Source organism: Kitasatospora sp. NPDC005748 (assembly GCF_040630735.1).
Classification (GTDB): domain Bacteria; phylum Actinomycetota; class Actinomycetes; order Streptomycetales; family Streptomycetaceae; genus Kitasatospora.
Genome location: NZ_JBEXYD010000025.1, coordinates 49509 through 69231, shown reverse-complemented (window position 1 = coordinate 69231; position 19723 = coordinate 49509). Strand labels below are relative to the sequence as shown.

The window sequence follows — 19723 nt, the reverse complement described above, 5'->3', positions numbered from 1 at the left end:
GCGGGACGGCCCGAAGATTCTTCGAATCCACCTGCAACCCGGGCGGGGGTCACACGTCTAGTTCAGTGAGAGACACGGAAGGTGGGCCACCTTCCGAAGGCGGGGGGATCCTTCGCCCGTGACCCGGTGGTTCACCGGCCCCGTCCCGGCCACTCACTCACACATCCAGTCTTCGCCGGCGTCGCCGGGCCTGTCCTCGGCATGCCCGCAACCGGCACGTTCCAGGGGGAACCATGTCCAGCACCGCCCGCGTCAGCCGTTCGCGCCGCACCGCCGCCGTCGCCGCCACGCTCGCAGTCGTCGCACTCGGCGGCTCGCTGGCCCTGCCGACGCAGGCGTTCGCCGACGAGGTGAAGGGCGCGAAGCTGTCGGTCCAGGCGCCGGCGTCGGTCGGCTTCGCCGGGCAGCCGGTCGCGTTCACCGAGACCATCACCAACACCGGCGAGAAGACCACCGACTTCCTGCTCGAACTGGGCACCACCAGCGACCTCGGCACCCCCTCGGACGCCATCACCATCGACTACCGGAACCCCACGACCGGCAGCTGGGAGTCCGTCCCGCTGTCGTTCCAGTCCGGCCCCGGGTCGGCCAGCTACGAGGGCAGCGTGCCCGGCATCACCGTCGCGGCCGGCCGGACGGTCACCGTGGACCTGCGCATCGGCGCGCCCATGGGTCTGCCGCACCACGGGGCGTCCAACGGCGGCTTCGACTCCATCGGCCTGCGCTCCGTCGTGACCGCGCCCGGCGGCTGGGTCACGCTCGCCGAGCAGACCAGGACGATCGGGGTCGACTCCATCCGCACCTCCCTCGCCTCCGTCCCCGACACCGCGGTCGCCGGCGGTGCGCCGATCGAGTTCGACGCCGTCCTCACCAATGCCACCGCGTCGGGCTACGTCAACCTCGGCAACGTGCTCTTCAGTGACCCCCACGCCACCGTTCAGATCCGCAAGGCCGACGGCACCTGGGACACCCTCGCCAAGGTCGCCGGCGGAGTCGGCGACGAACTGTCCGGCGTCTACCTCCAGGGCCGCGACTCCGGCATCGCCGCCGGCCGGACCGAGACCACCCGGGTGCGGGTCGCCTACGACGTGAACACCCCGCTCGGGGCCACCCGGCTCAGCCCCTGCCTCTTCGTCAACGAGGGCGACACCCCGTTCGAGGGCACCACCATGTGCGAGACGGGCAGCACCGTCACCGTCCTCGCACCGGCCCCGACGCCGACCGCGGCGCCCACCACGGCGAAGCCCGCCGCAGCGAAGCCGGCCACGAGGAAGCCCACCGCCCCGGCCGCGGTCAAGCCCGCCGCCGAGGTCAAGCCGGCCGCCGCCCCCGCCGCCCCGGCCCCGGCCGCCGCCCCCGCGGTCGCCGCCCCGGCCCCGCAGGCCCCCGCCCCCGCCGCGGCCGCCCCGGCCGCCCAGACCACCGGTGAACTCGCCGCCACCGGCTCCGGGTCCGGCACCGCCCCCGCGATCGCCGCCGCCGTCCTCGCCACCCTCGGCGCCGGCGCCGTCCTCCTCGGCCGCCGCCTGCGCCGCCGCTCCTGAGGCGTCGACGCGCCGGTGCCTCCCCGACCCGCGGCCGGGGAGGCACCCGCGCGTGCTACCCGGGCTGGTCCCCGGCCGTCGCCCGCGCGGTGACCAGTCCGGACTCGTAGGCCGCGATGACCGCCTGGGCGCGGTCCCGGACGGCGAGCTTGTCGAAGATGCTGGTGATGTAGTTCTTGACCGTGGAGACGCTGATGTCCAGCGCGCGGGAGATCCCGCCGTTGTCGAGGCCGGTGGCCATCAGGCGCCACACCTCGACCTCGCGCGGGGTCAGGTCGCCCAGACCGGTGGGCGCCGGCTGCGGACCGCCGGGGGCCCGGACGTAGGTGGAGATCAGCCGGGTGAGCAGGCGCGGCGCGACGGCGGCCTCGCCCGCGTGGACGGTGTGGATCGCCGCGGCGAGGTCCTCCGGGGAGCTGTCCTTGGGCAGGAACCCGTAGGCGCCGGCGCGCAGGGCGCCCACCACGTACTCGTCGAGGTCGAAGGTGCTGAGGGCCAGGACGCGGCAGCCGGGCACGGTGGCGGCGAGTTCGCCGGTCGCGCCGACCCCGTCGAGGACGGGCATCCGGATGTCCATCACCACGACGTCCGGGCGCAGCCGTTGGGCGAGGGTGACGGCCTCGGCGCCGTTCTCGGCCTCCCCCACCACCTCGAAGGACGGGTCGGGGGAGAGGATCAGTGACAGGCCGCGCCGGACCAGCGGCTGGTCGTCCACGATCAGCACCCTGATCCTCGGCGGTGTCGTCGGCCCCGTCCCGGTCATCGGTACGCCCCTTCCTGTCGGACGGCCGCCCCGGCCGTCCGGTCCGTGTCAGCCGTGTCGGCCGTGTCAGCTGTGTCGGCCGCTTCGGCCGCGTCGGCCGTGTCGTTGCCGGTCAGCGGCAGGTCGGCCAGCACCGCGAAGCCGCCGCCGGCCTGCGGACCGACGGTGAGGGTGCCGCCGTGCAGGGCGACCCGCTCGCGCATGCCGATCAGGCCGTAACCGCCCGGACCCGTCGCCGGCGTCCGCTCCGCCGGCGCAGCGCCCCCGCCGTCGTCCCGCACCTCGACGGTGACCCCGTCCCGGCGGTACGTCAGGTGCACGGAGGCACGGGCCGGCCCGGCGTACTTGCGGGTGTTGGTGAGGGCCTCCTGGACGATCCGGAACACCGTGAGGCCGACGGTCGGCGGCAGCGGACGCTGCGGCCCGCGGACGACGAACTCGGTCGGCAGCCCGCCGAGCCGGGCCTCGCCCACCAGGCGGTCGAGGTCGTCGGCGCCGGGCTGGGGCGGCGACGGCGCGGCCTCCGGTTCGTCGCCGGCCCGCAGCACGTCGAGCAGCTGGCGCATCTCGCGCAGCGCGAGCCGCCCGGAGGACTCCAGGGTGACCAGGGCCTCCCGGACCACCTCCGGACGGCCGAGGTTGGCCCGGGCGCCACCGGCCATCAGCTGCATGGTGGTGATGTGGTGGGCCACGATGTCGTGCAGCTCCCGGGCGATGCGGCGCCGTTCGTCCGCCACCGCGCGGTCGGCGAGGAGCTGCCGGTTGGCCGCCACCTGCTGCTGCCACTGGTTCACCGCCAGCGCGGTGCCGACCACGATCAGGGTGGAGAGGACCGCGCTGACGGTGGCCTCCCAGGTCGGCGTCCGGCCGTGGCTCTGGCTCAGCAGCGTCAGCGTCACCGTCGCGGCGGCCGCGACCGCCGTCACCCGGCCGGTGCAGGCCCGGGCCGCCGAGAACAGGGCGACCACCAGCACGGACCCGAAGTGGACGGGCAGTGAGGCCGTCAGGGAGGAGGCCGCGTCGAGCACCAGGACGGCGGTCAGCACCGCCCCCGGGTGGCTGCGCCGGGCGAGCAGCGGCAGGGCCGCCAGCGCGACGAGGAGGAACCCGAGCACGCTCACGGCGTGCCGGCCGTCGGGGTAGGCGAAGAACACGTAGCTGAGCAGGTTCATCGCGCAGGCCCCGCCGGTCACCAGCGCGTCGTTGCGGGTCCACGGCGGCTCGAAGCCGTCGGCGTCCAGCGGCTCCCGGGCATCGCCGGTCCCGCTCCGTCGGTTCCTGGGCATCTGGGTACTCCCCCTGCGTCCGGCCTCCTGTCCCCCCCGACAGCCTCGCACAGCCGCCGCCGTGCGCGGACCCGCCCGACGGCCGGGGACGGGGCCCTGACCAGGACCAGGGTCCTGGGTGCGGGCCCGGGCGGGAGCGCGGGCCCCGGTGCGGATCATCCGCCGCCACGACGCCCGGAGGGCCCGCGCGGTGATGGTCTTGAGACCGGTCGGGGAGTCCGTCCCCGGCAGGCATCCGCACTCAAGTCCGTCCGTCGGAGGACATCGTGATCCGCGCCCTGACCGGGTACTCCACCAGACATCCCTGGAAGGTCGTCGCCCTCTGGGGCGTGCTGGCCGTCGTCCTGACCGCCCTGGCCCCGATGCTGATGTCCCGCGTCACGCAGAGCCAGACCGCCGACTTCCTGCCCCGCAGCTACGACTCGGCCGCCGCGATGCGGATCGCCGAGGAGCAGTTCGGGCTGAACCCCGACGCCACCGTCGTCACGGTGCTGGTCGCCCGGTCCGACGGCAAGGCCCTCAGCGCGGCGGACCAGACGCGGGTCGAGGCCGAGGCGGAGAAGCTGGGCAAGCGGCGGGTCGCCATGCCCAGGGCGGACGACGAGCCGACGTTCCTGCTCCCCGACCGTTCCCAGACGCCCCGGATCGCCCCGGCGATGGTGGCGCCCGACCGGAGCTTCGAGCTGCTCTCGGTCGAGCTGGTCGGGAACGCCGCCGACCAGGGCGTCCAGGGCGTCTACCGGGCCTTCCGGGACGGCACCCGGACGCAGTTCGCCGAGGCGGGGATGCGCACCGGCTTCACCGGCGGCCTCGCCGACGCCGTCGACTCCGCCGACTCCCACAAGACCGCGTCCACGGTCGGGGGCGCCGTGGTGATGGGGCTCATCGTCCTGCTCAACGTGCTGGTGTTCCGCAGCGCGCTGGCCGCGGTGCTGCCGCTGCTCGCGGTCGCGCTGATCGGCGGCGTGGCGGGCGGGGCCGTCGCGGGGGCCGCCCTGCTCACCGGGCTCAAGCTGGACGCGGGCACCCCGGGGCTGATCAGCGTCGTCCTGCTCGGCATCGGCATCGACTACATGCTGTTCCTGCTGTTCCGCTTCCGCGAGCACCTGCGCGCCCGGCCCGAGCAGCCGGCCCGGGAGGCGGCCGCGCAGGTCTCCGCCCGGGTGGGTACCGCGATCACCTCGGCGGCGCTGACCATCGTGGCCGCGTTCGCCACGTTGGGCCTGGCCACCTTCGGGCAGTTCCGCTCGATGGGCCCCGCGATAGCCGTCGCGGTCCTGGTGATGCTGCTGGGCAGCCTCACCCTGCTGCCGGCGCTGCTCGCCGTCGCCGGGCGCAAGATGTTCTGGCCCTCCAAGGCGCTGCTCCGCGAGCCGCGCGACCGCCGCGCCGCCCGCTTCGGCGAACTGGTCGCCCGGCGGCCGCTGCTGATGCTGGCCGCCTCCGTCACGCTGCTCGCCGCACTGGCGGCCGGGACGATCGGCCTGCGGATGGACTACGGCCGGGGCGACTCCGGCCCGCAGACCGCGGCGGCGGCCACCGCGGTCGAGATCTCCCACGCGCTGCCGGCCGGCGTGTCGGACCCGACGAGCGTCTACGTCACCGTCACGGACGGGGGCACCCTCAGCACGGACCGGCTGACCGGCCTCTCCGGGGCCCTCGCCCGGGTCGACGGCGTGGGCCAGGTCGCGGCCACCGTGCTGAACCAGGACCACCGCGCCGCCCGGATCGACCTCTACCCGACCGTCGACCCGCAGAGCCCGGAGGCCCGTGACCTGGCCTCCGGCCCGATCCGGGCCGCGGTCGCCCAGCACACGCCCGCCGGGACGACGGCCCACGTCGGCGGCACACCGGCGATCTTCGCCGACGTCTCGGCCGCCGTCGACCACGACCTCAGGATCGTCTTCCCGGTCGCGGCCGCGCTGATCGCGCTGATCCTGCTGCTGCTCCTGCGCAGCCTGCTCGCCCCGGTGGTCCTGATGCTCTCGGTCGGCCTCGGTTTCGTCGCCACCCTCGGCGCGGCGACCCTGCTCTTCCAGCACGCCCTCGGCGAGCCGGGCATCAGCTTCACCCTCCCCCTGGTGCTGTTCCTGTTCGTGGTGGCACTGGGCACCGACTACAACATCCTGATCACGGACCGGATCCGCGAGGAGATGCAGCGCCCGGGCCCGGCCCGGGGCGCCGTGGCCCGAGCGGTCCGGCACACCACACCCGCCATCGCGATGGCCGGACTGGTGCTCGCCGGCTCCTTCGCCACCCTCGCCACCACCCCGGGCAGCGAACAGGTCGCCTTCGCGATGGCGCTCGGCATCATGCTCTCGGCACTCGTGCTGTCCCTGGTCCTGGTCCCCGCCCTGGCCGCCCTCCTGGGCCGCTCCCTCTGGTGGCCGGTCCGGCCCCGCCCCGCGGCGGTCGCCCACCCCCGGCACGCGGCGGCCGGCGCCGCGCGGGAACCCGAGCGGATCTCGGCCTACTGAGGCCCCTCGCGGCCGGGAGCCGGAGGACCGGCGCGCACACCGCCCAGCACACCGCCGACGGGGCGGGAACTCGGATCGAGTACCCGCCCCGCCGGCGTGCCCCGGCGCCCGGTGGACGCGGCAGGCACGCAAAAGGCCCCGGAGAGCGAACTCTCCGGGGCCTTTCTGCTGTTCGCAACTGTGGCCAGGGCCGGGGTCGAACCGGCGACCTTCCGCTTTTCAGGCGGACGCTCGTACCAACTGAGCTACCTGGCCGTACTGCACCGTCTCTTGCGAGACGAGCGATCCCGACGGGACTTGAACCCGCGACCTCCACCTTGACAGGGTGGCGAGCTAACCAACTGCTCCACGGGACCTGGTGTGGATTGCTCCACATAGGTCTTGCGCACTGCACTTTACTACGGTACTGCTGTGCCCCCAACGGGATTCGAACCCGTGCTACCGCCTTGAAAGGGCGGCGTCCTGGGCCACTAGACGATGAGGGCTTGCGGCCTGTCCGGCTGTTTCCAGCGTTCGGGGACGTCGAGAAGCATATGGGATGTCGGGCGGATCGCCAAAACGACTTCGGCCCGGCCGGGTGGCGGGCCCGGCGGGCCGGTCAGGACCAGCCGAGCTCGTCGAGCTCGTGGTCGTCGAAGCCGAAGTGGTGGGCGACCTCGTGGATGACCGTGGTGCGGACCTCCTCGACCGCCTGCTCGTGGGTCTCGCAGTGCCGCAGGGTCGGGCCCCGGTAGATGATGATCCGGTCGGGGAGCACGCCGGCGTACCACTCGCCGCGCTCGGTGAGCGGGGTGCCCTCGTAGAGGCCGAGGAGCTCCGGGTCGGCGGGGTCGGGCTCCTCCTCGACGAACACCGCGACGTTGTCCATCATGGCCGCGAGTTTCGGGGGGATCCGGTCGAGGGCGTCGCTGACGAGCGTCTCGAAGTCTTCCCGGGTCATCTCCACCGGATCATTGTCGGGTCTGCGGTGACGGTGTGCCAGGCGGTGGGGGCCGGTGTTTCATGGGCCCATGACGACATCGGAGAGCGGGGCGGGCGCGGCGGCCGACGCGGTGCCCCCGCGCCGGGAGCCGGTGCTGCGCGGGCAGGGGCCCGCGGTGGCGGCGGTCGCGCTGGGCGGCGCGATCGGGGCGTCGGCGCGGTACGGGGCCGGCCTGCTCTGGCCGACCGGGCCGGCCGGCTTCCCGTGGACCACGCTGGTCGTGAACGGGACCGGCTGCGCGGTGATCGGGGTCTTCCTGGTGGTGGTCACCGAGGGGCGGCCCGCGCACCCGTTGCTCCGGCCGTTCTTCGGCACGGGGGTGCTGGGCGGGTTCACCACCTTCTCCACGTACGCGCTGGACATCCGGCAGCTGCTGGCGCACGGGCGGCCCGGGGCCGGGGCGGCCTACCTGGGGCTGACGCTGCTGGTGGCGCTGGCCGCGGTCCGGGTGGCGGCGGGGATGACGCGCCGTCTGCTCCCGGGCACAGTCCGGAGGCCGGGTTGAGGCGGTCGGCGGGGTCGGCCGGGGCGCCCGCCGTTCAGGCGGCGGAGGGGGCGGGGCGGTGAACTGGTTGCTGGTGGTGGCCGGGGCGGTGGTCGGCGCGCCGCTGCGGTACCTGACCGACCGGGCGGTGCGGGCCCGGCACGACTCGGCGTTCCCGTGGGGCACCTTCACCGTGAACGTGGCCGGCTGCCTGGTGCTCGGGCTGGTGACCGGGGCGGTGGCGGCCGGCGCGGCCTCCTCGCACCTCCAACTCCTGCTCGGGACGGGCTTCTGCGGGGCGCTGACGACCTATTCGACCTTCTCCTGGGAGACCCTGCGGCTGGCCGAGGGCGCGGCCGGACGGTACGCGCTGGCCAACGTGGCGGGCAGCGTGGCGGCGGGGCTCGCCGCGGTGTACGCGGGGGCGGAGGCGGCCTCGGCGCTCTGGGGCTGAGCGGGCCGGGCGGGTCCGGGCGGGCCGGGCGGGTCCGGCGCGGTGGTCGGGGCTTCCGCCGGCGCTCGTACCGGTGTTCGGCGCTGTGGCGAGCGCCGTGGTGAGCGCCGGGGTTCGCGCCGGTGGTGTTGCGCCGGGTGGATGGCGCCGGGCGCTTCCTGTCGGGCGGCCCGTGTCCCGGTGCCCGGGGCGCGCGTTGGGCACCGAAAGTGCCGCGCGCGACGGCGGCGGCCCGGGCCCGGGTGGGGCAGTGGAAGAGGGAGCTCGGTGGCGGCGATGCGTTCGGTGCGCGAGGTGGGTGCTCAGGAGGAACGTTCGGCCGGTCGGGCGCCGGTGGTCCGTCCGGCGGTCGACCGGCCGGTCGTGGTGCGGGCCGTGGTGGTCCGGCAGGCGCCGGAGCGCAAGCCCAGGGCGGTGGCGGTGCGCGACGGTGTGGTGCGCGCGGCGGCGGTACTGGCGGTGGCCGGGTTGGGCCTGACCGGGTGCATGTCGGTCGGACCGGGCGCGGACGAGAAGCACGGCACCGTCCCGGTCGGGCAGGCCGGGACGGTGGGCAAGCCCGCGGGCGGCGCGTCGGCCACGCCGGCCGGCGTCCGCCAGGGTGGCGCGTCCGGGCGGCCGGAGCGTTCCGGGAGCGCGCAGCCCGGGGGCACGCCGGGAGCGGGCCAGACCGCGGCGGCGGGCGGGGCGTCCTCGGGCGCGAACGGTGCGGCCGCCGGTGCGGAGGAGGCCCCGGGAGCCGTCCCCGGGCAGGACGCGCCGGGCGCGAACGGTGATGCCGGGGGCGTGAACGCCAGTAGCGCACCCCAACCGGGTACCTCGGTCGGCGGGACGGCGGCCGGTACGGGTGGCACAGGCGGTGCGGGGGCGGCCGGAGGCGCCGGCAGCGGCGGTTCCACCGGCGGCACCGGGGACGGGCGCTCCGGCGGCGGCGCCGCGACCCCGCCGGCGGCGAGCCCGACCGTCCGGCCGTCGGCCTCCCCCGATCCGAGCCCGGTCACCCCCGCCCCGCCCGTCACGCCGGCGCCCGAGCCCACGCCCGGCAACTCCGGATCTTCGGCCCCGAGCGCCGCTTCGGGCGGCCACTAGCGCGCTGGCCAGTGCATTTGCCTTTGATCCCGAGGTTCCCCTATGGTGGTAGATCGTTCGTTTGATTCATTTGACTGGCGCCCTAATTCCCATCTGGCGCCCTTGGCGCGTACCGGCGATCCGTGGCTGACCGCATAGAGGCGGTTGTGAAACAGAACCCGGACTTTGGCGCGTGCCACTTCCGGAAGGTTTTGCATGTCTCTCGTTGACGACGCCCGCTTCGCCATGCCCGCGAGCGAGTCCGCCGCCGATGTCACCCTCGTCGATGCCCCCGAGGTCGAGCTGTTCGACGCCGACCAGGACATCGACCCCACCGCCGACCAGGACGCCGCCGACGAGGCCGCGACCGAGGAGAGCGCCGAGGCCGCCGAGCCCACCATCACCTTCGGCGACCTGGGCCTGCACGACGACGTCGTGCGCGCCCTCGCCAAGCGCGGTGTCACCACCCCGTTCCCGATCCAGGCCGCGACCATCCCGGACGCGCTGGCCGGCAAGGACGTGCTGGGCCGCGGCCGTACCGGCTCCGGCAAGACCCTCAGCTTCGGCCTGCCGCTGCTGACCCGCCTCGCCGGCGGCGAGCGCACCAAGCCCAAGCACCCGCGCGGCCTGATCCTCGTCCCGACCCGCGAGCTGGCCATGCAGGTCGCCGACGCGCTGGAGCCGTTCGGCTCGGTGCTCGGCCTCAAGCTCAAGGTCGTCTGCGGCGGCACCTCGATGTCGAACCAGATCTACGCGCTGGAGCGCGGCGTCGACGTCCTCGTCGCCACCCCCGGCCGCCTGCGCGACCTGCTGAACCGCGGCAGCGCCAAGCTGGGCGAGGTCAAGACCGTCGTGCTCGACGAGGCCGACCAGATGGCCGACATGGGCTTCCTGCCCGAGGTCACCGAGATCCTCGACCAGGTGCCGGCCGGCGGCCAGCGCCTGCTGTTCTCCGCCACCCTGGAGAACGAGATCGACAGCCTGGTCAAGCGCTACCTGAAGAACCCGGTCACCCACGAGGTCGACCCGTCGGCCGGCGCGGTCACCACCATGACCCACCACATCCTCGTGGTGAAGCCCAAGGACAAGGCGCCGATCACCAACGCGATCGCCGCCCGCAAGGGCCGCACGATCATCTTCGTCCGCACCCAGATGGGCGCCGACCGCGTCGCCGAGCAGCTCATCGAGGCCGGCGTGAAGGCCGACGCGCTGCACGGCGGCATGACCCAGGGCGCCCGTACCCGCGTCCTCGGCGACTTCAAGGACGGCTACGTCAACGTCGTCGTCGCGACCGACGTCGCCGCCCGCGGCATCCACGTCGACGGCATCGACCTGGTCCTGAACGTGGACCCGGCCGGTGACCACAAGGACTACCTGCACCGCTCCGGCCGCACCGCCCGCGCCGGCCGCTCCGGCGCCGTCGTCACCCTGGTGCTGCCGCACCAGCGCCGTGGCGTGTTCCGCCTGATGGAGGACGCGGGCGTCGACGCCTCGCGCCACATCCTCGACCACGCCTTCGACGCCGAGGTCGCCAAGATCACCGGCGCCCGTTCGCTGATCGAGGTCCAGGCCGAGAGCGCCGCCGGCATCGCCGGTGCCGCCGAGCGCGAGCTCGCCGACATGACCCGCCAGCTGGAGCGCGCGCAGCGCCGCGCCACCGAGCTGCGCGAGGAGGCCGACCGCCTGGCCGCCCGCGCCGCGCGCGAGCGGGCCGACCTGGGCATCGAGGACGAGGCGCCCGCCGCCGAGGCCGAGACCGCCGAGACCGCCGAGACCGCCGAGACCGCCGAGGTTCCCGCGGAGACGGCCGCCCCGGCCGCCGCCGTGACCGAGGAGCGGGCCCCGTCCTACCGCGAGGCGCGCACCGAGCGCACCGAGCGCCCGGCGTACAACCGTGACCGTGACGACCGCGGTGGCCGTTCCTTCGGTGACCGTGACAACCGCGGCGGTGGCTTCAACCGTGACCGCGACGACCGCGGCGGCCGCTCCGGTGGCTTCAACCGTGACGACCGTGGCGGCCGTTCCTTCGGTGACCGTGACAACCGTGGCGGTGGCTCCGGTGGGTTCAACCGTGACGACCGCGGTGGCCGTTCCTTCGGTGACCGTGACAACCGCGGCGGTGGCTTCAACCGTGACCGCGACGACCGCGGCGGCCGCTCCGGTGGCTTCAACCGTGACGACCGTGGCGGCCGTTCCTTCGGTGACCGTGACAACCGTGGCGGTGGCTCCGGTGGGTTCAACCGTGACGACCGCGGTGGCCGTTCCTTCGGTGACCGTGACAACCGCGGCGGTGGCTCCGGTGGCTTCAACCGTGACCGCGACGACCGCGGCGGCCGCTCCTTCGGCGACCGTCCGGCCCGCACCTTCGGTGACCGCCCGGCCTTCGGCCGCGACCGCGACGAGCGTGGCGCCGCCGGCAGCAGCAGCCGTCCGTTCTCCCGCCGTGACGACCACCGCTCCGGTGGCCGCCCGCAGGCCTCCGGCGGCTTCAACCGTGACCGCGGCGACGACCGCGGTGGCCGCTCCGGCGGCTTCAACTCCGGTGGCTTCAACCGCGACGACCGCAAGCCGCGCTGGAAGAACTGACCCCGCGTAGCGCATCCGCGCCGACGCCCGACGGGCCCGCTCCACTTCGGTGGGGCGGGCCCGTCCGCGTTCCCCCGCCCGCCGGTCGCCGCGTTGTTCTGCCGGTGAGAATAACCTGTGGCGCGCGGGCGGCCCCGTCCCTTACGGTCACGGACATGAGCAGCAGACTGCATGGCGTGGCGGTGGTGAACGAGGAGATCGCCGAGCGGGGGAGCTACCGGGCAGCCGGGGGCGAGCTCGTCCAGGTGACGGAGCGACTGGCGGCGGCCAGGGCGGGGACGGTGTCGTACCGGCCGCAGACGCTGGACGAGCTACTGCGGGCGGCGGCGCCCGGGCCCGGTCCGGCCCCGGCGGCGTCGGGAGCGGCGGCCGTCGAGGTGACGGCCGAGGGCAGCATCGCGGCCGCCCGGCGCCTGGTGGCGGCCGGGGCGGGCCGGGTCGGGGTGCTCAACTTCGCCTCGGCGCGCAACCCGGGCGGCGGCTATCTGCGCGGCGCCCGGGCCCAGGAGGAGGACCTCTGCCGCAGCGCCCTGCTGTACACCTGCCTGCGCGAGGCCCCGGACTACTACGCGGCGCACCGCGCCAGTGACGACCTGCGGTACAGCCACCGGGTGATCGTCTCGCCCGACGTGCCGGTGATCCGGGGCGGGGACGGCGAGCTGCTGGCAGAGCCCTACCCGGTGACGTTCCTGACCTCGCCGGCGCCCAACGCCGGCCAGTTGGCACGGCGTTCGGCGGAGGTGGACGTCCGGGGGGTGCTCGCCGAGCGGGCGGTCCGGGTGCTCGCGGCGGCGGCCCGGCACGAGGTGCGCGCGCTGGTGCTGGGGGCCTGGGGCTGCGGGGTGTTCGGCAACGACCCGGCACAGGTGGCGGAGGCCTTCGAGGGGGCGCTGGCGCAGTACGGCGCGGCCTTCGAGCGGGTCGTGTTCGCGGTCTGGGACCGCACGCCCGTCTCGCCGAACAGGGCCGCTTTCGAGGCCAGGTTCGGCGCGGTGGCCGGCTGACGGGCGGTCGCCACCGGGGGCCGGGCAGGCCGGCTCAGCTCCGGCGGGCGCCCAGCACGCTCGCGGCGGTCGAGGCGGCGGCGACCACGCCGGTGACGGCGAGGACGGACGGCCAGGCGCCGATCCCCTTCGCCAGCGGATGCGAGCCGCCGAAGGCCGCCACGTAGAGGCCGGTCAGGGCGGCGGCGGTGGCCGCGCCCGAGCTGCGGTGCCACTGCGCGGCGGCGCCCGCCCCGGCCACGGCCAGGACGGCACCGCCCAGTTCGCGCCGGCCGGTCCACCGGGCGACGCCGTAGCCGCCGACCAGGCCGCTCGCCGCGGTCAGCGCGGCGGGCGCGGCGGTCGAGAGCACGTTCGGGATCCTCGCCATCGTCGACTCCACTCCTCGGCATCCTCGGATCGTCCGACCCTAACCCGCCGGACTCCCGGCCCCGCCTCCAACCCGGCCCGGCTCCGACCCGGTCCGCCTCCGACCCGGCCCGGCTTCGGGCCGACGGGCGCCCCCTACCGGGTGGGGCCGCCCGAACGGCTACCGGAAGGCCTCCTCGAACGGCAGTGCCCGCGCCGCCCGGGCGAGCCGGTCCGCGGCCTCGGCCGGTGCCAGCACCCGCTCCAGCCGGAGATCCCCCGGCACCTGCTGGATGTACCGGCCCGCCGACCAACTGCGCTCGTACGCCTGCGGCTCCAGCACCAGGGTGCGGAAGCCGTCCACCACCGGGATGTCGCTCGGCGTGCCCTCGTTCCAGATCCACGTCCCGTCGGGCGCGACCAGGTTGAACGAGCCGTACGCGGTGACCCGGCGGCGCCCGTCCAGCTCCTCGGTCCGGCTGAGCGCGACGGCCTCCGGGTCCGGCGGGGAGCCGGGCAGGTGTCCGCCGCCGATCAGCACGTCGGCGAGCAGCGTGTGCAACTGGAAGTTGTCGGTCAGACCGTCCATCCGCAGCAGGTAGCCGGTACCGCTCGGGCGGTCCAGCACCAGCAGCGGCTCGTCGTCGAGCGTCTTCGCCAGGTAGGTCAGGCCCTTGAGGTCGTGCTGCCCCTCGCCGTAGCGGTCGATCAGTTCGAGCAGGACGTCTGTCACGCCGTCGGCCCGGGCCGCGGTGCGGACGGCCGCATGGGTGCAGACCGCGAACGAGGCCATCTGCCACAGGTGGAGCGTCCACCAGCCGATCACCGCCCGGTGGGCGTGCCACTCGGCCAGCCGGTCCGGGTCCTCGATCCGGGCGTGCGCCAGGGCCGGGTCGTCCTCGTCCGGGTCGGGCAGGTCGCCGCCGCCGGTCTCGGCCCAGCGCTCGACCAGCAGCAGCGCGCCGCTCAGCGCTCCGCGCAGGCCCGCCAGCACCTGTCCGGCGCAGGCCACCGGGTCGGCGCCGCGCTCGACGCAGGCGCCCACCATCATCGCCAGCCGCGCCCGGGGGAACGGCGGCAGCTCCGGGAGCAGCGCCGCCAGCCGGGGGCCGACCGCCGCCGACTCGGCCTCGCCGGCCGGGCCCAGCAGCCCGCCGAGCCGTTGGAACGCGGCCGCCACCCGCTCGTCGTCGCCGGCCGCGACGGCCGCCTCCAGTTCGGCCGTCGCCCGGTCGAGGGCGGGTTGCTGACGGTCCGACGGATCCGGGGAGCCGTCGTGCGGGGGAATGCGGTCGGACACCATTCGCCGCAGCATAGGCGCCCGCCCGGCGGTGGCCCGCTACCGGGGGGCGACGATCCGCCCACCGGCCCGGTCGGCCGTCGGGACTGCCCGGCCGAGCCGTCGGGCACGGGGGCGGCCGCCCCGGTGAGAGACTGCCGGCGTGACTGACCACGTGATCACGGACGGCCTCTACCGGGTGCGCAACGTCGGCAGCGGGCTGCTGCTGGAGGTCGCCGACGGGAGCCGCCGCAGCGGTGCCAAGGTCGTCCTCGGAGCGGAGAGCGGCTCCGAGGCCCAGCTCTGGCGGTTCGGCGCCGTCCACCCGGGTGGCGCCCTGTACCACGTCGAGAACGCCGCCAGCGGGAAGCGCCTGGACGTCACCGGTGCCTCGCCGGAGGACGGCGTCCTGATCCAGCAGTGGTCGCCCAACGCCTTCGGGGCGCAGGAATGGCTCCTCGAACACCACCTCGACGCTCCGGGCACCTACACCCTGACCAGCTTCATCAGCGGCAAGCCGCTCACCGCCACCACCCCCGGCAGTCCGGTCGAACAGCGCGAGGACGACGACTCGCCCGCGCAGTGGTGGCGCCTGGAGCGCCAGAGGTAGGGGGTGCCCCGCGGGCCGCGGCGGGGCGGCCCGCGGGCCCGGTCAGGCCGAGAGGTTGGTCCGGAGGGCGGTCAGCTCCTCGTCGGTGGTGCCGTGGGCGCGCAGGTAGTCGGCGACGGAGCCGTGCCGGGCCCGGATCCAGCTGAGGGACGAGGCCAGGAGCGGGGTGGAGATCGGGCGGGAGACGCGTTCGGTGCCGGTCTCGTCGAGGTAGGGGGTCGGGCCGTCGAGCAGGCCGAGGCCGGCGTTGGAGAGCAGGAAGTCGGCCATCAGCTCGGCGTCGGAGGCGCCCAGCAGGGACTGCACGACCGCGATGGTCAGACCGGTGCGGTCCTTGCCGACGGCGCAGTGCACGACGGCCGGTACGCCGCCGGGGATACCGAGCCGGCGGATCGCGGCGACCAGCGAGGGGCCGGCGGTCTCGGCCATGAAGGGGTAGAGCTCGGCCTGGTCCTCGGGCCACGGACGGTCGATGTCCTCGCGGTTCGCCGGGAGGGTGGGGAGGCTGAGCGCCTCGTGGTCGAGCCCGAACCGCAGGTCGGGCCAGGTCGCCAGCTCGAAGGGGCTGCGCAGGTCGATCACGGTGCGCAGGCCGAGGTCCTTGAGCCGCTGGGCGCCCTCCGGCGTGAGGTTGTGGAAGGAGCCGGAGCGGTAGAGCACGCCCGTGCGCAGGGCACCGACGCCCCCGGCGTCGCGGAAGTTGCGCACACCGGGGATGTCGAGGAACGCGGACGGCAGGTCGGGTTCACGGTCCGGCAGGTCGTCGGTCATGGCCTCCACCGTACGGGCGGGAGAGGCGGCCGGGGAAGGAAACGGACGGCGTCGTCTCAGCGGCCGCCGGAGACGTCCAGGAAGGTGCCCGTGCTGTACGAGGCGGCGGGGGAGAGCAGGTAGAGGATCGCCTCGGCGACCTCCTCCGGCCGTCCGCCCCGCCGCATCGGCAGCCCGGGCGCGACCCGGTCCACCCGGCCGGGCTCACCGCCCAGGGCGTGGATGTCGGTGTGGATAAGGCCGGGGCGCACGGCGTTGACCCGGATGCCCTCGGCGGCGACCTCCAAGGCGAGTCCGCGGGTCATCGAGTCGACGGCGCCCTTGGCGGCCGCGTAGTCCACGTACTCGTTCGGCGAGCCGAGCCGGGAGGCGGCGGAGGAGACGTTGACGATGGCGCCGCCGCGCCCGCCGTACCGGGTGGACATCCGGCGGACGGCCTGCTTCGCGCAGAGGAACGGGCCGGTGATGTTGGAGGCCCAGATCCGGTTCAGCCGGTCCTCGTCGATCTCCTCCAGCCGGCACTGCTTCTCCAGCGTGCCGGCGTTGTTCACCAGGGCGGTGAGCAGGCCCAGTTCGGCGTCCACGGTGGCGAACAGCCGCTCCACCTCGGCGGTCCGGGTGACGTCGGCCCGGACGGCGAGAGCGGTACCGCCCCCGGCCCGGACGGCGTCCACCACGGCGGTGGCGGCGGCCTCGTCGGCGCGGTAGTTGACGCAGACCCGGTAGCCGCGCCGCCCGGCCAGCAGGGCGGTGGCCGCGCCGATGCCGCGCCCGGCACCGGTGACCAGGAGGACCTCGGGGCGGTCGGCGGCGGCGGGAGGAAGGGAGGAGTCCATGGTCCGCACGCTACCCCGGTGGCCGGCGGGAGCGGCCGACACCGGTTCGGTGCACCGGAATTCGTTCGCCCCGAGCGGCCCGGGCGGGGCACACTCCTCGGACCGCCGCGACCCCCGAGGAGACCTCATGCCCCCCGCACCCGGCACCGTCCTGCTCGCGGGCGTGGTCGGCTCGACCGCGTACGGCTTCGCGCACGCCGGCTCGGACGTCGACCGGCTCGGCCTGTTCGCCGCGCCGACCGAGGACTTCCACGGCCTGCACCGCCCGGCGGAGTCCCAGGTCACCACCGAGCCCGACACCACCCTGCACGAGGCCGCCAAGTGGTGCCGCCTGGCGCTCACCTGCAACCCGACCGCCTCCGAACTGGTCTGGCTGCCGGCGGACCTGTACGAAGTGCGCAGCCCGCTGGGCGAGGAGCTGATCGCGATCCGCGGCTCCTTCCTGAGCGCCCCGGCCGTCCGGAACTCCTATCTCGGCTACGCCGACCAGCAGTTCCGCAAGCTGCTCGGCCGCGACACGGCGGACCCGGCCGGTCTCCGCCGGGCCGCCAAGCACGCCCGCCACCTGGTCCGGCTCACCGAGCAGGGCGTCCGGCTCCACGAGACGGGCGAGAACGTCGTCCGGCTGCCCGACCCGGAGCGGGTGCGCGCGCTCGGCGACCGCATCGCCGAACACCCCGCCGCCGCCGAGCCGCTGCTCGCCGCCGCCGCCGAACGCTTCGCCCGCCCCGGCGCCCTCCCCCCGGCGCCGGACCCGCGCCCCGCCGAGGCCTGGCTCCGCCGCGTCCGCGCCGCCCACTACGCCCCGCCCGCCCAGGACACCCCGCCCGTCCGCACCCCACCCGTCCCGGCCGCCCGCTGAGCCCGGCGCGTCCGCACAATCCACTGGCGGAGGCGTGGGCGCCAACGGGTAGGATCGCCCTGGCCCGCCCCGCACGGGGCGGCCGACGGGCCGCTAGCTCAATTGGCAGAGCTGCGGACTTTTAATCCGTAGGTTCAGGGTTCGAGCCCCTGGCGGCCCACCCGTGAAGGCCCCGGTCAGACACCGTCTGACCGGGGCCTTTCGGGATTCCGGCAGCGGGCCGCCGGGCGGACGGGGCGGCTCGCCGCCCGGTGCGCGGGTGAGTGTGCGTCAGGGGTTCGCGGTCCAGCGCGGACGGCTGGTGGGGGTCGGGCGTTCGGCCGAAGTGCCGTGGGGGCCGGGGGAGATGGGGGTGGGGTCCTGGCCGGGGGACGGGGGCGGGCGAGGCGGCTGGAATAATACGACCGGCTTGTATGCTCCGACAGGGGCTTGTGGTGCCTGCGGGGGCTCCGGGGGACGGGGTGGGAAGGGTCGCGGGGGCGTTCGTCGGTCATTACGACCTTCGTATGTGCAACCTGGGGGCGGCCCGGACCGTCCTTCTTGTATGCGGAGTGCCCGGTCGTGGGGCGTCGCGTCGGCCGGTGAAAGGTACACGGATGTCAGGTCAGTGGGGCGAGGGCCCGGCTCGTGGTGACGACGCGCCCGGCGCGCTCACGGCCGAGGGCGGCGACGGCGGGGTGCCGCAGCCGCGGGCCGGGGGCCGGGCGCAGGCGCGGCGCGCGGCGCAGGGCAAGGGGGGCCGGGCGGCCGGCGCGGCCGGTGCCGGTGGGGCCGCGGCCGGCGGTGGCCGGGCGGCGGCCCGCAACAGCCGCAAGCCGAAGAAGAACGTGAAGAAGATCGTCGCCTGGTCGGCGGCCGGTGTGCTGGTGCTGATGGCCGGCGCGGGCGGCGCGATCTACCTCAAGCTCAACGCCAACATCAAGACCTTCGACGCGGACGCGATAGCCGGCGACCGGCCGCCGGAGGCGCAGCCCGACGCGGACGGCAACAAGCCGGTCAACGTCCTGCTGATCGGCTCGGACAGCCGCGGCAAGAACAACGCCGACCTGGGCGGCGGCGAGGACGGCGGCGCCCGCTCGGACACCACGATCCTGCTGCACGTCTACGCGGACCACAAGCACGCCGTCGGGATCTCCATCCCCCGCAACGCCATGGTGGCGATCCCGTCCTGCAAGCTCCCGGACGGCAAGTGGACCAAGGCCGCCACCAGCGACCTGTTCAACGCGGCGTTCTCGAAGGGCGAGAGCGACGACGGCAACCCCGCCTGCACCCAGAACACGGTGGAGAAGCTCACCGGCATCCGGGTGGACCACACCATCGTGGTGGACTTCCAGGGCTTCTCCGCGATGACGAAGGCCGTCAACGGGGTCGACGTCTGCCTGCCGAAGCCGATCTACGAGAACGACATCAACCCCAAGCTCCCCAAGAAGGGCGCCGTCGTCCTGCCCCAGGGCAAGCAGAAGGTCGAGGGCCAGCAGGCGCTGAACTTCGTCCGGCTGCGGTACGGCATCGGGGACGGCTCCGACATCGGCCGGATGAAGCGGCAGCAGGCCTTCCTCGGCTCGCTCGCCTCCAGCATCAAGAGCCAGGGCCTCAACCCCACCACGCTGCTCCCGCTCGCGGACGCCGCCACCAAGTCGATGACCGTGGACCCGGGCCTCGGCTCCGCCGACAAGCTGCTCTCCTTCGGCCTCTCGCTGAAGAACATCGACATGCACGAGCTCAAGTTCGTGACGCTGCCCTGGCGCTACCGCACCCAGGACAAGAACATCGACATCATCCAGCCGGACGCCAACAAGCTCTGGGACGCCCTCAAGGCCGACCGGACCATCGACGGTCAGAACGCCACCGGCCAGCAGACCGACGCGCCGGCCGCACCGACCGACGCCGGCTCGCCGAGCGCTCCGGCGGCGCCGACCACGCCGCCCGCCGCGGCCTCCGACCCGGGCAACGCCGCGGTCAAGGTGTCCGTCTACAACGGCACCACCACCACCGGGCTGGACGGCAAGGCGAGCGAGGCGCTCAAGGCGGCCAAGTTCACCGCCACCAAGGCCGGCCCGGCGGCCAGCACCAAGTACGCGACCACGATGATCGAGTACGGCTCCGGGCAGAAGGCCAACGCCGAGAAGGTCGCCGAGCTGTTCCCGGGGGCCACCGTCGAGGCGGCCAAGTCGGCCGGCATCACCGTGATCGTCGGCAAGGACTTCGCGGCGGCGAACGGCGGTGGCGCGGCCGCCCCCGGTACCGCCGCGGCCCCCGGCGCCGCGGCCGCCCCCTCGGTGCCGGCCCCGCTGCCCACCAGCGTGACCAACGACGCCCGCTCGGCGGACGAGGACATCTGCGCCGACGTCTCCTACGGCTGACCCGAC

At 74.9% G+C, this 19723-nt stretch carries 17 protein-coding genes and 4 tRNA genes; 11 read left to right on the top strand and 10 right to left on the bottom strand.

Annotation, left to right across the window (positions count from 1 at the left end):
* The first annotated feature begins 233 nt into the window (after nt 1-233).
* The gene (locus tag ABZ495_RS19610; RefSeq protein WP_359837148.1) at nt 234-1544 is read left to right on the top strand and encodes a hypothetical protein; all 1311 of its coding nucleotides are present in this window, start codon (nt 234-236) and stop codon (nt 1542-1544) included.
* Nucleotides 1545-1599: 55 nt separating this feature from the next.
* Here the strand turns inward: ABZ495_RS19610 and ABZ495_RS19605 are convergent, their stop codons facing one another.
* Both ABZ495_RS19605 and ABZ495_RS19600 read right to left on the bottom strand, forming a co-directional pair.
* Nucleotides 1600-2307, bottom strand: a complete 708-nt coding sequence (locus ABZ495_RS19605) for a response regulator transcription factor (protein ID WP_329489021.1) — start codon at nt 2305-2307, stop codon at nt 1600-1602.
* On the bottom strand, nt 2304-3593 hold the full coding sequence (locus tag ABZ495_RS19600; protein ID WP_359837146.1) for a sensor histidine kinase: 1290 nt from the start codon (nt 3591-3593) through the stop codon (nt 2304-2306). The genes ABZ495_RS19605 and ABZ495_RS19600 overlap by 4 nt, the downstream gene beginning before the upstream one ends.
* Before the next feature lie 266 nt (nt 3594-3859).
* Between ABZ495_RS19600 and ABZ495_RS19595 the strand changes: the two genes are divergently transcribed.
* A complete protein-coding gene (locus ABZ495_RS19595; RefSeq protein ID WP_359805552.1) occupies nt 3860-6070 on the top strand; it encodes an MMPL family transporter in 2211 nt (736 codons plus the stop codon).
* Nucleotides 6071-6251: 181 nt separating this feature from the next.
* Here ABZ495_RS19595 and ABZ495_RS19590 read toward each other — a convergent pair.
* The 4 genes from ABZ495_RS19590 to ABZ495_RS19575 form a co-directional block, all read right to left on the bottom strand.
* Nucleotides 6252-6325, bottom strand: a tRNA-Phe gene (locus tag ABZ495_RS19590).
* Nucleotides 6326-6352: 27 nt separating this feature from the next.
* Nucleotides 6353-6426: transfer RNA gene (locus tag ABZ495_RS19585), tRNA-Asp, on the bottom strand.
* A gap of 56 nt (nt 6427-6482) precedes the next feature.
* Nucleotides 6483-6555, bottom strand: a tRNA-Glu gene (locus ABZ495_RS19580).
* Nucleotides 6556-6668: 113 nt separating this feature from the next.
* Nucleotides 6669-7010 carry a metallopeptidase family protein gene (locus tag ABZ495_RS19575; protein ID WP_329489024.1) on the bottom strand — a complete coding sequence of 114 codons (342 nt, stop codon included), beginning with the start codon at nt 7008-7010 and terminating at the stop codon, nt 6669-6671.
* A gap of 70 nt (nt 7011-7080) precedes the next feature.
* On the opposite strand from ABZ495_RS19575, the gene ABZ495_RS19570 reads away from it, so the two are divergent.
* The 5 genes from ABZ495_RS19570 to ABZ495_RS19550 all read left to right on the top strand — a co-directional run bounded on the left by ABZ495_RS19570 (nt 7081) and on the right by ABZ495_RS19550 (nt 12648).
* The gene (locus ABZ495_RS19570; RefSeq protein WP_359837144.1) at nt 7081-7557 is read left to right on the top strand and encodes a CrcB family protein; all 477 of its coding nucleotides are present in this window, start codon (nt 7081-7083) and stop codon (nt 7555-7557) included.
* A 58-nt stretch (nt 7558-7615) separates the two neighbouring features.
* Entirely contained in the window at nt 7616-7990 is a 375-nt protein-coding gene (crcB, locus tag ABZ495_RS19565) for a fluoride efflux transporter CrcB (RefSeq protein WP_359837142.1), read from the top strand.
* 267 nt (nt 7991-8257) lie between these two features.
* Nucleotides 8258-9079, top strand: coding sequence for a hypothetical protein (locus tag ABZ495_RS19560; protein WP_359837139.1), 822 nt, complete (start codon nt 8258-8260; stop codon nt 9077-9079).
* A 195-nt stretch (nt 9080-9274) separates the two neighbouring features.
* Complete coding sequence (locus tag ABZ495_RS19555; protein WP_359837137.1) at nt 9275-11644, top strand: DEAD/DEAH box helicase; 2370 nt, start codon at nt 9275-9277, stop codon at nt 11642-11644.
* Between the two features lie 155 nt (nt 11645-11799).
* The gene (locus tag ABZ495_RS19550) at nt 11800-12648 is read left to right on the top strand and encodes a TIGR02452 family protein (protein ID WP_352291193.1); all 849 of its coding nucleotides are present in this window, start codon (nt 11800-11802) and stop codon (nt 12646-12648) included.
* A gap of 34 nt (nt 12649-12682) precedes the next feature.
* Here ABZ495_RS19550 and ABZ495_RS19545 read toward each other — a convergent pair whose 3' ends face one another.
* Both ABZ495_RS19545 and ABZ495_RS19540 read right to left on the bottom strand, forming a co-directional pair.
* Nucleotides 12683-13018, bottom strand: coding sequence for a hypothetical protein (locus ABZ495_RS19545; RefSeq protein ID WP_359837136.1), 336 nt, complete (start codon nt 13016-13018; stop codon nt 12683-12685).
* Between the two features lie 159 nt (nt 13019-13177).
* Nucleotides 13178-14299, bottom strand: coding sequence for a hypothetical protein (locus tag ABZ495_RS19540; RefSeq protein WP_359837134.1), 1122 nt, complete (start codon nt 14297-14299; stop codon nt 13178-13180).
* 139 nt (nt 14300-14438) lie between these two features.
* On the opposite strand from ABZ495_RS19540, the gene ABZ495_RS19535 reads away from it, so the two are divergent.
* Nucleotides 14439-14885, top strand: a complete 447-nt coding sequence (locus tag ABZ495_RS19535) for an RICIN domain-containing protein (protein WP_359805566.1) — start codon at nt 14439-14441, stop codon at nt 14883-14885.
* Between the two features lie 42 nt (nt 14886-14927).
* On the opposite strand, the gene ABZ495_RS19530 is transcribed toward ABZ495_RS19535, so the two are convergent.
* Both ABZ495_RS19530 and ABZ495_RS19525 read right to left on the bottom strand, forming a co-directional pair.
* Complete coding sequence (locus ABZ495_RS19530) at nt 14928-15656, bottom strand: tyrosine-protein phosphatase (RefSeq protein ID WP_359837132.1); 729 nt, start codon at nt 15654-15656, stop codon at nt 14928-14930.
* Nucleotides 15657-15712: 56 nt separating this feature from the next.
* Nucleotides 15713-16492: an SDR family oxidoreductase gene (locus tag ABZ495_RS19525; RefSeq protein WP_359837130.1), complete on the bottom strand. Its 780-nt coding sequence runs from the start codon at nt 16490-16492 to the stop codon at nt 15713-15715.
* 127 nt (nt 16493-16619) lie between these two features.
* Here ABZ495_RS19525 and ABZ495_RS19520 point away from each other — a divergent pair, with 127 nt between their 5' ends.
* From ABZ495_RS19520 to ABZ495_RS19510, 3 genes are all read left to right on the top strand, one after another.
* Entirely contained in the window at nt 16620-17354 is a 735-nt protein-coding gene (locus tag ABZ495_RS19520) for a nucleotidyltransferase domain-containing protein (protein WP_359837128.1), read from the top strand.
* A gap of 87 nt (nt 17355-17441) precedes the next feature.
* A tRNA-Lys gene (locus ABZ495_RS19515) sits at nt 17442-17514 on the top strand.
* 436 nt (nt 17515-17950) lie between these two features.
* On the top strand, nt 17951-19717 hold the full coding sequence (locus tag ABZ495_RS19510) for an LCP family protein (RefSeq protein WP_359837126.1): 1767 nt from the start codon (nt 17951-17953) through the stop codon (nt 19715-19717).
* Nucleotides 19718-19723: the final 6 nt, after the last annotated feature.